Raw genomic sequence first — 14,663 nt, 5'->3', positions numbered from 1 at the left:
TGTCAGTTAATACATCTAGCCATCATTTCTATTTCTATCCATCACTTTAATACTTCTATCCACCATTTCTATTTCTATCCGTCACTTTAATACTTCTATCCGCCAGTTTTCTATTTCTATCCATCACTTTAATACTTCTATCCGCCAGTTTTCTATTTCTATCCACCACTTTAATACTTCTATCCACCATTTCTATTTCTATCAGCCACTTTAATACTTCTATCCACCAGTTTTCTATTTCTATCCGTCACTTTAATACTTCTATCCACCATTTCTATTTCTATCAGCCACTTTAATACTTCTATCCACCAGTTTTCTATTTCTATCCGTCACTTTAATACTTCTATCCACCATTTCTATTTCTATCAGCCACTTTAATACTTCTATCCACCAGTTTTCTATTTCTATCCATCACTTTAATACTTCTATCCACCATTTCTATTTCTATCCATCACTTTAATACTTCTATCCACCACTTTTGCATTTCTATCTATCACTTTAATACTTCTATCCACCACTTCTATTTCTATCCATCACTTTAATACTTCTATCCACCATTTCTATTTCTATCCATCACTTTAATACTTCTATCCACCACTTTTGCATTTCTATCTATCTCTTTAATACTTCTATCCACCATTTCTATTTCTATTTCTATCCATCACTTTAATACTTCTATCCATCACTTTAATATTTCTATCCGTCACTTTAATACTTCTATCCACCAGTTTTCTATTTCTATCCATCCCCAACAAAAAAACCTCGAGGACATTCACCCGAGGTTCATCGCAAATTATTTTGCTATATACATAGAGCGCTGACGGTCAATCCATTTACGCATTGTTGTAAATAATAACGCCATGATTGCCGTTAATAAAATACCTTTCACAATATTAAATGGTAAAATTCCAGCGACGATCATTTTATAAAGTGAGTCACCTACAACAGGTTCCATTCCTAAGAAGTACGTATACATTGGTAAAAATACTGCATAGTTTAAAAGACTCATTCCCACTGCCATCACAACTGTTCCTGTAGCTAAACCTCCAACAAGACCAGCAATTGATTTGAATCGATTAAAAATAAAGCTTACTGGTAATATAAATAATATACCTGTTGTAAAGTTTGCCATATGGCCTACCGGCACACCAGTTGGCGTACCTGAGAAAATCCAATCCAACACATTTTTAAATAGTTCTACTAAAATACCAGCAACTGGCCCCATTGTGATGGCCGCTAGTAAAGCAGGCATATCACTAAAGTCGACTTCCAAAAATGCTGGGAATGGCGGAATTGGGAAATTAAAAAGCATTAATAAAAATGAAATACTGCTCAGCATGCCAATCGTAATAAACGATTGAAGTTTGACATTTTTCTTCATAGAAAACTCTCTCCTCTTTGCTGATTCAATCTCGCAAGAAGAAAGGTGACGATCTTTCAATTGTTAGCATGAAAAAACCCTTACGCATCGATAAGCATAAGGGAGAAAGGCATGACGAATAAGCGTCATCATAAACTATTTTTTAAGCACTATTTTATAAAATCATACAAAAGAGCGCTCGGTCATAGTTTATTTCATAACAATGAATGACGATCGTACCTCCATCTTCTCCCATCCAGACTTTAACTGTCGGCCTTGGAATTTCACCAAGTCAGCCATGCAAAAAAAATTGCACAGGTCGCGGGCTGAAGAGTTTAGCATAAACCACTCGAGTTAATGAAAAATCATTAACGATTTATAACTCTATTACCGCCGGTCGGGATTTTCACCCTGCCCCGAAGATGAATCATATTATTTTATTCTACAGCCTTACTATAAATAATTATTAAGAAAAAGTAAATAGTTCTGCTCAAAAAAATCCTATTAGATTTGTATGTATTGTGAATCGAAATGGAGCATCCCCACCATACAGGGATGCTCCATTTTTCGCTTTATTTTCTTAGACTAAGGCATATATTGTTTATTTGGCCCAACAGGTTTTGGCAAATAAGTTTTTAAATCGAAACCTTCCCAGCTTTCTTGTACAACATTATCTAAGCGTAGTTGTTGATCAAAGCTAGCAGCAGTAAGCATCATGGCCTCGATCAGTTGTGTTGCACGGATTGGTTCCATTGATGTTAAATCAAGTGGAATATCAAATGTAACGACTACACCTTCTGCTTCCTCTTTGACTGTGTATGTCACGTTTTCAGGGACAACAGTCACATAGACATCATCATTTTTATTTTTCATCAGTGTAAGTGCCTCTGTAACATTAGCAAATGTTTGACGGAAATCTGGTGATAGATATTCAGCTCCATTAGGATCTTGGTATAAATAGTAATTATATTGTTTAGCTTTCGTTAATGACATACCTTGACTTGGCTCACCTTCTTGAGAAAATTCATATGGTGTTCCATCTTCATTTTGAATCTCAACTTCTGTATACTCAGAATCTGAGAATGTATCTTCCAAAGTTCCTTTGTACTCATTTACAGTAGCTGAAGCAACATCGTAGTCATTATCCTTAGGTAATACATGGACAATCTTATCATCTTTTTCCTTTAGTTCACCTTTATAAGGATGGTAATCCGTAAACCCTTTGGCTTCCTCATCTATTTGAGGCGCGTATTTTTCATACACCTGTAAGGTAGAAGGTTTCTCCTCTGTTCCAAAATCAGTTGCTACACGCTCATTTGGTACCACATACGTCATTGGAACACTTTCTGCGTCTCGTCCTGCCAAACCAATACGGAAAACGACAGCATCTTTCACATCTTCTTCATAAACAGATGTGCGTAAAGATAACATGCGCTCATGCTCTGATACAATATTTGATTGGAGTGCCTCGTCTTGAGGAGCAGCGTCCTTTGCTGATTGATCTTCCTGCACAGTAGAAAATTGAGCCATTTCGGCATTACTAGCTTGATCTTTGTGCTCAATATTATTATTCATTACCATCGAGCCTACGAGTATGGTTAACGCAAAAACTGCTGCAACACTCATAAAAATTTGCATTTTTCGAAGCTTAGATGTTGATCGTTCTTGAATCAAAGGATTACTTTGTTCCTGCGTTTGTTCATCCTCTATTGGTTGTTGTATAGCTTCCTGAAGGTGAATATTATCCTGCAAGCGAGCATCTGCCATTAACCGATTTAATATTTCTGCTTTTGAACGGTGGTCAGAAAGCTTAGGGGCATTGTTCAATACATGTTCAAGTTGCTCATCATCAAATGGCTTATGCGTCATTGCCGTTTCGCCTCCTGTTCTCTAATCGGCTGTAGCTGTTGCCTTAAAAATTTAATGGCTCGATGCTGGGTTGTTTTTACTTTAGCTTCTGTCCAATCTAGTATTTGCGCCGTTTCGGCAATTGATAAATCCTGAAAATAGCGCATAACAATAACCATTTTTTGGTCGCCTGTACAGTGTTCAAGTGCTGACGCTACCTGCATAAAATCATCACTGGCCTGTAACATATCTTCCGGTGATGGTGTGGTTGAATGGAGCTGTTCCGTTTCCCAGTCAAAGAAATCAAGTGAATGCTTTTGGCGTACAGCTTGCTTTCTAAAATGATCAATCGCAACATTTTTGGCAATAGCAAAAAGCCATGTTTTCTCACTACTATTACCTGCAAATTGATCATATGAGCGCAATACTCGTACATAAACTTCATGCGCTAAATCCTCAGCAAGTGTACGGTTTTTTACTAAATATATTAAAAACTGGAATACGTCTTGGTGATATGCATCGTATAGTCGATGGAACACGGAGTCATTCAAAGCACTCCACCCCCGTTCTATAATATTTGTCGTCTTACATTCATATAAGTTACAGCCAATTAATAGCAATACACGTTATTAATCGAACGGTAAATAAAAAGTGAAGGTCGTGCCTTCCTTTAGCACACTGTCTACCATAATAGTTCCTGAGTGTGCCTTCACAATATTTCTAGCAATAGCTAAGCCGAGACCAGTACCACCTTTGGAACGTGTACGTGCCTTATCTGCTTTATAAAAACGTTCAAAAACATATGGTAAATCATCTTGAGGAATGCCATGACCTGTATCTTGTACAGATATTTTTGCAAATGTGGGCTCCTGCTCAATTTTTACAGTGACTGCCCCTTCATCTGTATGTCTTAGTGCATTATCAACTAAATTCGTAAGCACTTGTTCAATACGATCCTCATCTATATTAATGATGGCATCGTCATTAAATTCACTGTCAAATGTTAGACGAACATGCTTTTCCTTTGCCACCTGTGCAAATTTTTGCGTGATTCGTTCGAATGTAGAATTAATCGGTAATTCGTCTTTATAGAGCGTCATATGCCCTGATTCCATTCGAGCCAAATCTAATAAATCCGTAACCAGTCTGCCCATCCGTTTGGATTCATCATAAATGATTTTTGTTATCTCATTACGTTCTTCCTGATCCTGAATAAAATCATCCATCAATGCTTCAGAATATCCTTGCAGCATGGCAATTGGTGTACGTAGTTCATGAGAGACATTGGCAATAAAATCGGATCTTAGTTTTTCTAAGCGATGTTGTTCGGTCATATCACGAATAACAGCAACAGCACCACGTATCATTTCTCCACTGTAAAGAGGGCTAATTGTAAAGGTATAGTAGTTCCCATCCATTTCAATTTCCTCTTCTAGTTTATCCTCAAACATCAACACATGATCAAGCATATGATACAACTCTGGCGGAATTGGTTTTGCACTTTGTGAGCCTTTGTTCACAAACCATTTTTGCATAAGGCGTTCCGCTGGTGGATTACTTAATAATATTGTACGGTCACGATTAAATGTAATAACCGCATCTGTCATAGATGTCAAAATATTTGAAAGCTGTTCATTCTCTTGATTGATGACCTCTAAATTGTGTTTTAATTGACGACCCATTTGGTTAAAAGCAACGGCAAGCTGACCAATTTCATCATTTTGAGTTGTCGGCATTTTTGCTTCAAAATTACCTTTAGCAATTTCAAAAGCTAACTCACGCATTTTTCTTAGTGGTGACGTAATACGTGAAGAAAGGAAAAACGCAAAAAATGTTGTCAACACAAAGGCAATGAATGCCGCCAAAAATACAATTTTCGTTGTTTCCTTAGACGTTTTATGTAGCGCATCTGGGCTTTGATAGATGAAGACAGCTCCATGTACTGCATTTTCAACATTCAACGGGAAACCAAGCACAACATAGGATTCCATTTTTTCTTGATCGGTCGAAGAAGGCATCATCATTTCTTTGGTGATTGGTTCATCTGATTGAAAAACTTCATGAAAAGATTTATTTGCTAAAATGGTATCTTGTATTTCTTTTTTATTCACACCCTCTTGCATTGCAAAGGATACTTCAACATGGCTAATAGCAATTAATGCATTGGTACCTTTAGGTAATATATCTTTTAATAATTCCGAAGTAGATTCTGCTGTTTCGTTGTCGTCCACTATACTCGCCACAGTTGCAGCCGTTTGACGCAAGGAAATTTCAGCTTGCTGCATATGGTAGTTTTGAAGAAATTCAAGCATCAATACCGTGAAAACAAATAATACAAATGAAACGAGAAGCAATATGGTTACCCATAGCTTCCCGACAACACTGTTCCATATTCTATTCATTGACAACCTCAAATTTGTAACCAACGCCCCAAACTGTCACAATCATTTTAGCAGCGTTCTCAGAAACTCGGTTGAGCTTTTCACGTAATCGCTTTACGTGTGTGTCAACTGTACGTAAATCACCAAAGAAGTCATAATGCCAAACCTCTTTCAGTAGTTGTTCACGGTCAAATACTTTGTCTGGCGATTTCGCTAAGAAGTATAGTAATTCATACTCTTTCGGCGTTAAATTGACCTCAATACCCTCTGCTGTAACACGGTGTGCATCATGATCGATCATTAGATGCTGGAACACCACTAAATCTTTTGAAGTGGATGCATTTGTCGTTGGTGAGAATGCCTGTGATCGGCGTAAAATAGCCTTCACACGTAACACAACCTCACGAGGACTAAATGGTTTTACAATATAGTCATCTGCGCCAAGCTCAAAGCCTTGTACACGATTCGCTTCCTCGCCTTTTGCAGTTAATAAAATAATTGGTGTTGCTGCGCGTTCTCGAATTTCAGCACACACTTCTAGCCCATCTTTTTCAGGCATCATAATATCAAGTAAAATACAGTGATATTCTTTTTCTAAAGATTTTTCGATCGCTTCTTCACCATTTTCTGCCTCGTCAACAAGGTATCCTTCTCGCTCTAGATACATTTTTAATAAGCGGCGAATACGATCCTCATCGTCTACTACTAATACTGAAATATTTTCTGACACTTTCACGATCCCTCTCTTCCAATCTTTCTTTAACTTCTATTGTACATGGTGTGACACATATTGAAAAGAAAAGAAAGCCTCTTCGCTAGAGCGAAAAGGCTTGTTGCTTCACAGGTTACGCGTAGGAGTGTAAACCAGCAAGAATTAAGTTAACAGCAATTAGGTTGAATAAAATTATACCGAAACCAATTAATGCTAACCAAGCCGATTTTCGACCTTCCCAGCCTTTTGATAAACGTAAATGCAGGAATGCTGCATAGAATAACCATGTAATAAGAGCCCATACTTCTTTTGGATCCCAACCCCAGAAACGACTCCAAGCAATTTGTGCCCAAATCATCGCAAAGATTAGAGCACCTAGGGAGAATACAGGGAAACCAATAAGCACTGAACGATAACCAACTTCATCAAGTAATTGTAAATTAACACGTTTAACAAGTGGTTGGAAAATGGCACTAATTCGTCGTCGAGCGATTAAACGAATTAATAAATATAATATAGACCCTACCAATAATGACCAAACCACAGTTGTTAATTTTTTAGCATTAATTAATGCTGGCATTTCTACTAATGGTGACATACCATGTTCTTCAACCACTTCGTACTCATTCATACCGAAAATTGGCGGTAAGTTGTAAATAATTTTACGAGAAGTCCCTTCTTTATCAACATAATTATAGCTAGACTCATAATCCATGGCACTGAATGTAGATGTCACTGCGACAAAACCAACAACTACTACTAGACAGTACATCACGGCTTCTAACCAAAATCGTTGTTTTGAAGGCTTTGATAAGTCTACTACTTTTAATAAGTAAATAAGCCCTGCCACAGCACTAATGGCTAAAATAGATTGTCCTAATGCTGCTGTAATTACGTGAATCGTTAGCCAGTGACTTTGTAACGAAGGTACTAATGGACTTACTTCTTTCGGGAACATTGCTGCATAAGAAATGATTAAAAGTGCTACAGGCAATGCTACTAATCCAAGTGCAGTCAGACGATAAATAAAATAAATTAAGATAAACGCACCAACGATAAACATACCGAAGGCAGTCGTAAATTCAAACATATTACTTACTGGCGCATGTCCTGTATAGATCCAACGCGTAATAAAATAGCCAAGCTGTGATAGGAATCCAATAATGGTTACCACAATGGCAAGCTGGCCCCATCTACCAGTATTCTTACCAGTAGCATTTGTTTGCTTAATTGAACCACCAAATAATAACGTCGCAACTAGATAAGCAATAAACGCTACAAATAATAGGTTTCCACTTATGTCAATCAAACTCATAAGGTGTTGTCACCTTCCTTTTCTTTATTGCCACCATTTGTGGACTCTTCGCCAGCCTCATCTTTCTCTAACTGATCATTATACGAAGGCAATGCAGCAAATGTAGTGACAGCATCTAAATCCTTTTTCATGCTGAACATATTTTTATTGACATGAGCAGCCATTAACACCCGGCCATCTGGTTCTACCTGTAGCCATAAACGACGGTGATTCCAGTAAGAACCAATCGCAACACCAATCATAAAGATGACGCCCCCAACAAATAGGATAGGAATAGTACTATCTTTACGAACTGTAATACCTGACATATCACGCATCTCTGCTGCTGCAAATTTCATTCTATATTTATTTTCACCAAGCGGCTCTAAAGGAGGTTGCATAATTTCAACAAAACTAACTTCGCCTTCTGGTGTTTCTGGCGTTGTCATTTTAAATAAAAATGCTGGATTATTTGGAATAGATGTTTTTGTTTGTGGCTCACCATTTTCAAAGCCATCAAAATCTGGTGTATAGACAAGAATCTGAACTGAAGAACCATTGCCTAAATCGTATTCTTTCTTAGGGTTTGTTAAATCAATTTCAACCTCACCAAGTGATTTTTCAGTTGTCTTATTGATTAATTCAAAATTCATTTGCTTTAATTCATTTAAACGATAATCCATTTGGTAAAGAGCAAAGCCATCTTCTTTCAAAGGATGGTTTACACGAATCGAATAATCTTTTACTTTTTCTAGATTTTCTGTATCACCCGGTAGTGCGTCATCAGGCTGTTTGTATAATGTAATATCAGTTTGGAAATTTTTAGCAACTACATTCACACCCTGTTTGACTTGCTCTCCCTGCGGTGTATTATCATGTGTCTCTAAAACGAAATCACGGTTTTCAATGAAATAACCGTCCATGCCAGCAATCGCACGTGTCTCGCCCTCACGAACCCATATCGATTCATCAACATAGAAGCCTGGGACTAGACGTAGCATGACCCCACTTAAAAAGATAATGAGACCGACATGGTTTATGTACGGACCGTAACGAGAAAAGCGTCCTTTTTCAGCTAAGAGAGCGCTACCATCTCGACGAACAGAATATCTCATCTCAGTCATTTTTTGTGCCACTTTATCAAGCGTTTCCTCTGCACTTGCTGTCACTTGTCCTTCTGCAACAATGCGTTGACGCTTCATAAAGCTCTCATGTCTTTTCACACGTTGATTCTTTAATGATTTATAAAGTGGGATTCCTCGGTCAAGACTCGCCACTATGATCGATACAGCCAGCATACCAACTAAAATTTGGAACCACCATGAGCTATATAAATCCGATAAGCCCAATTTGTAATAAATTTTACCGAATGTACCATATACGTCTGCGTAATAAGCACCTTTCTCCATATCAGAAGCTTTTACGTAAAACTCTTGTGGTAGTAATGTTCCGATTGAAGCAGCAATTAATGTGGTAATAATTAAGGATATACCAACTTTAACACTAGAGAAGAAATTCCATATTTTATCAACAAATGATTTGTTGTATGTTTTAGAGCGAATGGCCATGCCATCGTATCGCATATCAACTACTTTATTTTGCTTTTCTTCTTCGGTTAAAGGACGACCACATTTCTCACAGAGCTTCGTGCCGTATGGGTTACTATGACCACAAGCACAAATGATTTTTTCCATCGTCATTTACTCCTTATTTCGGCTTCACTAATTCCATGTACGAAGCAATATCTTCCTCCGTCATTTCACCTGTAATAATTTTTGCCACTTTGCCTTCTGGATCAATTAACACTGTAGCAGGTAATTGACCTACATTGTATGCAGTCATAACACTTTTCGTTTTGTCAATGACTACTGGGAATGTCAAATTATATCGATCGACAAAGTTCTGCACTTCAAAATCCGTTTGAGCGATATTAACAGCTAATGTTTGTACATTTTGATCTTTAAACACTTGATACTGATTATCCATCGCAGGCATTTCCTTCTCACAAGGTTTACACCAAGTTCCCCAGAAATTTAAAAATACCCCTTGTCCTTTATAATCCGACAATTTATGTTTTTCACCGTTTAAATCTACTAACGTGAAGTCAGGTGCTTCAGAGCCTACTGCCACTAACTCTACTTTTTCCTTTGTCGCTGTTCCATATACTGTGTACCCGATTGCCAATGCTAACACTGCTAAAATGACAGTTCGCAGTACGAGACGCTTTTTCTTTTTCTCCAAGTTAATAAACCCCCTATCAATTACGGTTCAGCGTAAACTTTGTAGACGCAAAGCTTTTACATTACAAAGACTCAATAGAACTTTTTAATTTTATATACGTCTTTATGTATGCAAAAACTTCTTTCAAATTGACGTCAACAATACCAGATTAGCTATGCAACAGTTCTTTTTGTACAAACTGTTACTAGGTGTACTATTCTCACCTATTATAGCAAAATGATACAAAAACACTTAGCTATTAATTATGAATGATTTATGAACGATTTCACCACAAAGAAAGTGTAAACATTCAAATACCGCTTGTGGTATCCACACTTTCTTTTGGCAAAGTTCCTTTAATCAAGCTTTCCTGTCTCTGCTAACACGCGTAGTTGCTTTACTTCATGCTTTGACAATTCACGGAATTCTCCTGGAGTAAGGCCGTATAAATCTAAAAAAGCAAAGCGTTCGCGTTTTAATTTGACAACAGGTGTACCAATTGCTTCAAACATACGACGGACTTGGCGATTGCGCCCTTCGTGAATGGTGATTTCACAAATCGCTTTGCCAGCTTTTTCGTCAAAGGACATCATACTCACCTTAGCTGGTGCTGTCTTACCATCCTCTAATTTAATACCTCTTTGAAGCTTTTTAAGCCCTTCAATTGTTGGAACACCTTTGACACGAGCGATATACGTTTTGTCAATTTTAAACTTCGGATGTGTCAACATATAGGAAAATTCCCCATCATTTGTCAATAGCAATAATCCAGATGTATCATAATCAAGACGACCAACTGGGAAAATACGTTGCGGAATATGATGAAATAAATCTGTGACAGTTTTGCGTCCTTTATCATCTGTTACAGCTGAAATTGTTCCACGTGGTTTGTAAAGTAAGTAATAAACCTTATCTTCTTTTTCAAGTTTCACGCCTTCTACTTCAATTGTATCGGAATTTGATACCTTTGTTCCTAACTCACGAACAACTACACCGTTCACTTTTACTTTGCCTTCTAAAATCAATTGCTCTGCCTTGCGCCTTGAGGCAACCCCAGCATATGCAATGACTTTTTGTAATCTTTCCATTTTTTCACCTCTAGTTTTCTTTCACATTGACACTTTCGTCATCATTCGATTTCGATCCAATGAATAGGGTTATTTTTCCCGCTAATCTGTGAAAATTATGTCATACTTTTAAGCATTATTAAAGAAAAACAAATTTCACATTTATTTTTAGAGTATTCGTAATAATTTTTCTTTAGCTAGTTTCTAAATCCACTTGCTATTTTTTTGAGGAACAATCCCTTATATTAAGTATACTCATTTCAAAAAAAAGTGAATCGTATTATCTACTATTTTCTAGGATATTCCTTTAAAGCAAACAAAAAAATCAACGAATCGTTATTAACGATCCGCTGATTCAACTTTCACTGGTATTGCATAGATACGCTCTTCACCAATAAAGATTGACAAGACAGCTTCTTGACGTTTTCTTGAAACGTGTAAAACTTGCCGTACGTGTTCTTTTTCTTCTTTATTTAACTGTAGGCGGATGGGCTGCTCTAAACGTATAGCCAATTTCTTATTGACATTGTACTTTCCCTTTTTCACTACGGTTTCAAGGCTATAATCTTGCCATACTTTATTGGACAAGCCTCGATGTACATTCCAATCGTCTGATGCATTTAACGTTACGACAATGCAGGTTTGCCCGTCCTTTTGAAAGGCAGTTGCAAGCGTACGTCCAGCAACCTTTGTAAAGCCTGTTTTTCCTGCAAATGCCGTTCCAGTGGCTGACCTTAAAGAATTTACAGGCTGCTCCGTATCATCATCTATTTCCGCAGTCGCCCCTGAACCTTCTCTTAATAACCGATGTTTATTTTCCCATAACATTCCGTTTACCGTATTCGCACGATAAAGAACCGTTGAAGCAATTTTCTCAAATGTTTTATTTTGCAAGGCAATTCTCAACATCTCAGCTGTATCTCTTGCTGAAGATAAATGCTCCTCATGATGGAGGCCAGAAGGATTCATAAAAACGGTATTGGTAAGGCCAGCAATGACAGCTCTTTCATTCATTAATTTCACAAACCCTTCAACAGAGCCCCCTACATGTTCTGCTAAAGCTGTAGCAGCATCATTGCCTGAACGCAGCATTAAGCCATACAATAACGTTTCTACAGTCACCGTTTCGCCAGCTTGTAAATAAATAGAACTGCCCTCAGACGTAGCAGCCTTTGATGATATAATGACTTCATCTTGCAAGTCACTATTTTCGATTGCTACGAGAGCTGTCCAAATTTTTGTTAAGCTAGCAATCGGTAACCGTGCATCGCTATTCGATCCTATTAAAACCCGACCTGTATCGCCATCTAAGACAGCATAGCCACTTCCTCCTCTAGCAAAGCTGATTTGTGGAAGCATTACCATTAGCACAATGAACATGAACAGAGTTAAACGAAATATCCGAAGCAACAAGCCACTCCTTATTCAATATGATAGAAAAGTATAGATTACTATTTATGTTGAAGGCTACGCATTATACCTAACCATTATTTTGCACCACTAAATGTCTCTTGGAATTTAGTCATAAATAAATCTGTTTCTTGTTCTGTTTCAACAAGGTCCTCTTCAGGAAGAGGTGGCATTTCTTCTATACTATTTAAGCCAAAATAATGTAAAAATTCTTTTGTTGTTCCATAAAGGATGGCACGTCCAGTTCCCTCTGAACGCCCCACCTCTTTGATTAACCCTCGTGAAACCAATGTTTGGATTGGACGTTCACATTTTACACCACGCAAATCTTCTATCGCTACACGGGTAATTGGTTGTTTGTAAGCCACTATCGCTAACACTTCGAGGGAAGCTTGAGATAAGGATTGTGCCGTTGGGTTTTCTACTAATCTTTGAATCGTATCCGCAAATTCAGATTTTGTAATGAGCTGATAAACGCCAGCAATTTCTTTCACGGTAATTCCTCTTGCTAAATCTTCATCATATGTTTCACTTAATGCGCTCATTGCCTGAATGATAAGCTCTTCCTGTTCACTTAAAAGTTGTGATAGTTGTTTAATCGTTAAGCCATCATCTCCAACAACGAACAATAAAGCTTCAATTTTACTCTGTATCATCAATGTTTTCGTCATTTTCCCATTCCTCCTTCTGTAAGGTAACCATTAATTCTTCAAAGTTACCATCTTGCTCTACGATGACGACCTGACGTTTCATTAATTCAAGAAGGGATACAAACGTCAGAATAAGTGTCGGCTTATCTTCATAGGGAAAAAGCTCGAAAAATGATGCACGTCCACCTGTTGACCGTAAAGAATCAACAACAGAACGCATTTGATCTTTTACTGATCGTTCCTGTCTTGCTACTGTCGTTTTTAGTGGTTTCTTTAATTTTTTTCGACGCATCAATTTTTGAAATGCTCCAAGCATGTCATAAATATTTACATTCAAATCAAACAAAGCCATTTGTTCCTCTGAGGCTAACCCTGTTAAATCAGCTGGGGACCTTGTAAATACTTGTGCTCGATCCGTTTCAAGCTCTTGCAAATTAGTAGCTGCTTCCTTGTATTTTTTATATTCGATTAATCGTTGTACGAGTTCTTCACGAGGGTCTGGACCGTCCACTTCTAATTCTGCGTCATCCATTTCTCCTTCATGAATCGGTAATAGCATACGGCTTTTAATCGCCAGCAACGTTGCTGCCATTACTAAATATTCACTTGCTTCATTTAATTCCAGTACTTGCATTGCATGTATATGGTCGATGTATTGTTGTGTAATTTCAGCCATTGGGATATCATAGATATCAATTTCCAATCTGTGAATTAAATGCAATAATAAATCAAGAGGCCCTGAAAAGGCTTCTAATTTTACTTCATAAGACATTATTTTACCACCCTGAGATTCTATGTTCTTTTAGTATAGTGGAAAGGAGTCCAAAATGCATCCACAGCATCATACTTTATTTATTGATTACTGTGCATATTTTAATGGCAATCAAGATTTTTTTGAATGCCATGAAGTGCTCGAGGAATATTGGAAGGAAATTGCGCCTGGTGATAAAATGCATCCACTAGTTGGCTATGTGCAGCTTGCAACAGGTTTCTATCATTGGCGACGTGGTAACAATACTGGTGCTCAACGAATTTTAGGAAAAGCACTTCATAATTTCCAAGTAAATGAAGGTCATATTTTATTCCAAGAAATTGATTACCATCAACTCCTAACACAAGTAACAATGACACTCGCTGCTATTCAAACAGGCAAATCCTTTCAAGCCTTCCAGCTCCCTCTTTCACACACTTTGCTGGAGTTGGCAAGAGCACGTATACAGCTATTGCCACCTAGTAGCTCAAACTATCTTCTTCATAAACATATGCTACGAGATCGCTCACATATTCTTGCAGAGCGACATGAAAGCAAACAAAGAAAAAGCAGACGTTGTTAATCGTCTGCTTTTTCATCGATACAATGGATACATTTTTGAACGAAGCTTCGTGTTTCATCGGTAGCACGTACACTTTCATATTGGCCAAATTCTGCCACTTCCTGAAGCATTTCCGTTGCTACACCCTCACCTCTATAAGATGGGACAACCGACACATGCTGGATGATAGCTGCATTATGCTCATCTATTACAAGCCCTACAATACCAACATATTCATCATTCTTTTTCCATAAATATAAAACCCAATTATCGTCATTTTCATAGGAGTGGATGGTTTCTGTAAGCTTTTTTACGTCTTTTTCGTTAGGCATAAACGAAAGTAGCCCCATTGCTATTTTCTCTAAAGCTTTTTTATATCGAATTAACATATTTGTCTATTCCCTCTTT

The 14,663-nt window shown here is 37.6% G+C and carries 15 protein-coding genes and 1 riboswitch; of the genes, 1 reads left to right on the top strand and 14 read right to left on the bottom strand.

Translation table 11 applies throughout. The features are described from left to right. Window positions 1-55 precede the first annotated feature (55 nt). The 13 genes from GJU32_RS23525 to GJU32_RS02780 all read right to left on the bottom strand — a co-directional run bounded on the left by GJU32_RS23525 (window position 56) and on the right by GJU32_RS02780 (window position 13,714). Entirely contained in the window at window positions 56-187 is a 132-nt protein-coding gene (locus tag GJU32_RS23525; protein WP_274381797.1) for a hypothetical protein, read from the bottom strand. 606 nt (window positions 188-793) lie between these two features. Further along, on the bottom strand, window positions 794-1,381 hold the full coding sequence (locus GJU32_RS02835) for an ECF transporter S component (RefSeq protein ID WP_155590416.1): 588 nt from the start codon (window positions 1,379-1,381) through the stop codon (window positions 794-796). Window positions 1,382-1,600: 219 nt separating this feature from the next. Beyond that, window positions 1,601-1,788: riboswitch (FMN riboswitch) on the bottom strand. A 157-nt stretch (window positions 1,789-1,945) separates the two neighbouring features. Continuing rightward, complete coding sequence (locus GJU32_RS02830; protein ID WP_155590415.1) at window positions 1,946-3,229, bottom strand: RNA polymerase subunit sigma; 1,284 nt, start codon at window positions 3,227-3,229, stop codon at window positions 1,946-1,948. Beyond that, window positions 3,226-3,759, bottom strand: coding sequence for an RNA polymerase sigma factor SigX (gene sigX, locus GJU32_RS02825; RefSeq protein WP_230874907.1), 534 nt, complete (start codon window positions 3,757-3,759; stop codon window positions 3,226-3,228). Before sigX ends, GJU32_RS02830 begins: the two co-directional genes overlap by 4 nt. 78 nt (window positions 3,760-3,837) lie before the next feature. Next, window positions 3,838-5,610: an ATP-binding protein gene (locus tag GJU32_RS02820; RefSeq protein WP_155590414.1), complete on the bottom strand. Its 1,773-nt coding sequence runs from the start codon at window positions 5,608-5,610 to the stop codon at window positions 3,838-3,840. Next, window positions 5,603-6,319 carry a response regulator transcription factor gene (locus GJU32_RS02815; RefSeq protein ID WP_155590413.1) on the bottom strand — a complete coding sequence of 239 codons (717 nt, stop codon included), beginning with the start codon at window positions 6,317-6,319 and terminating at the stop codon, window positions 5,603-5,605. The genes GJU32_RS02820 and GJU32_RS02815 overlap by 8 nt, the downstream gene beginning before the upstream one ends. A 115-nt stretch (window positions 6,320-6,434) precedes the next feature. Next, window positions 6,435-7,616, bottom strand: coding sequence for a c-type cytochrome biogenesis protein CcsB (gene ccsB / locus GJU32_RS02810; protein ID WP_155590412.1), 1,182 nt, complete (start codon window positions 7,614-7,616; stop codon window positions 6,435-6,437). Further along, entirely contained in the window at window positions 7,613-9,289 is a 1,677-nt protein-coding gene (resB, locus tag GJU32_RS02805; protein WP_155590411.1) for a cytochrome c biogenesis protein ResB, read from the bottom strand. Before resB ends, ccsB begins: the two co-directional genes overlap by 4 nt. 13 nt (window positions 9,290-9,302) lie before the next feature. Further along, window positions 9,303-9,836 (bottom strand): thiol-disulfide oxidoreductase ResA, encoded by a 534-nt coding sequence (gene resA / locus GJU32_RS02800; protein ID WP_155590410.1) that lies wholly within the window; start codon window positions 9,834-9,836, stop codon window positions 9,303-9,305. Between the two features lie 335 nt (window positions 9,837-10,171). Continuing rightward, a complete protein-coding gene (locus GJU32_RS02795) occupies window positions 10,172-10,903 on the bottom strand; it encodes a pseudouridine synthase (RefSeq protein WP_155590409.1) in 732 nt (243 codons plus the stop codon). Between the two features lie 318 nt (window positions 10,904-11,221). Continuing rightward, a complete protein-coding gene (locus GJU32_RS02790; protein WP_155590408.1) occupies window positions 11,222-12,292 on the bottom strand; it encodes a D-alanyl-D-alanine carboxypeptidase family protein in 1,071 nt (356 codons plus the stop codon). 77 nt (window positions 12,293-12,369) lie between these two features. Then, window positions 12,370-12,963, bottom strand: coding sequence for an SMC-Scp complex subunit ScpB (scpB, locus tag GJU32_RS02785; protein WP_155590407.1), 594 nt, complete (start codon window positions 12,961-12,963; stop codon window positions 12,370-12,372). Beyond that, window positions 12,935-13,714 (bottom strand): segregation/condensation protein A, encoded by a 780-nt coding sequence (locus tag GJU32_RS02780; RefSeq protein ID WP_155590406.1) that lies wholly within the window; start codon window positions 13,712-13,714, stop codon window positions 12,935-12,937. Before GJU32_RS02780 ends, scpB begins: the two co-directional genes overlap by 29 nt. Before the next feature lie 55 nt (window positions 13,715-13,769). On the opposite strand from GJU32_RS02780, the gene GJU32_RS02775 reads away from it, so the two are divergent. Next, entirely contained in the window at window positions 13,770-14,276 is a 507-nt protein-coding gene (locus tag GJU32_RS02775; protein ID WP_155590405.1) for a DUF309 domain-containing protein, read from the top strand. Here the strand turns inward: GJU32_RS02775 and GJU32_RS02770 are convergent. Next, a complete protein-coding gene (locus GJU32_RS02770; RefSeq protein WP_155590404.1) occupies window positions 14,273-14,644 on the bottom strand; it encodes a GNAT family N-acetyltransferase in 372 nt (123 codons plus the stop codon). The genes GJU32_RS02775 and GJU32_RS02770 overlap by 4 nt on opposite strands. Window positions 14,645-14,663: the final 19 nt, after the last annotated feature.

It is taken from the genome of Lysinibacillus cavernae (assembly GCF_009724685.1).
GTDB lineage: Bacteria > Bacillota > Bacilli > Bacillales_A > Planococcaceae > Lysinibacillus > Lysinibacillus cavernae.
The sequence above is the reverse complement of the archived record's forward strand: the minus strand, read 5'-3'. Positions and strand labels throughout refer to the sequence as shown.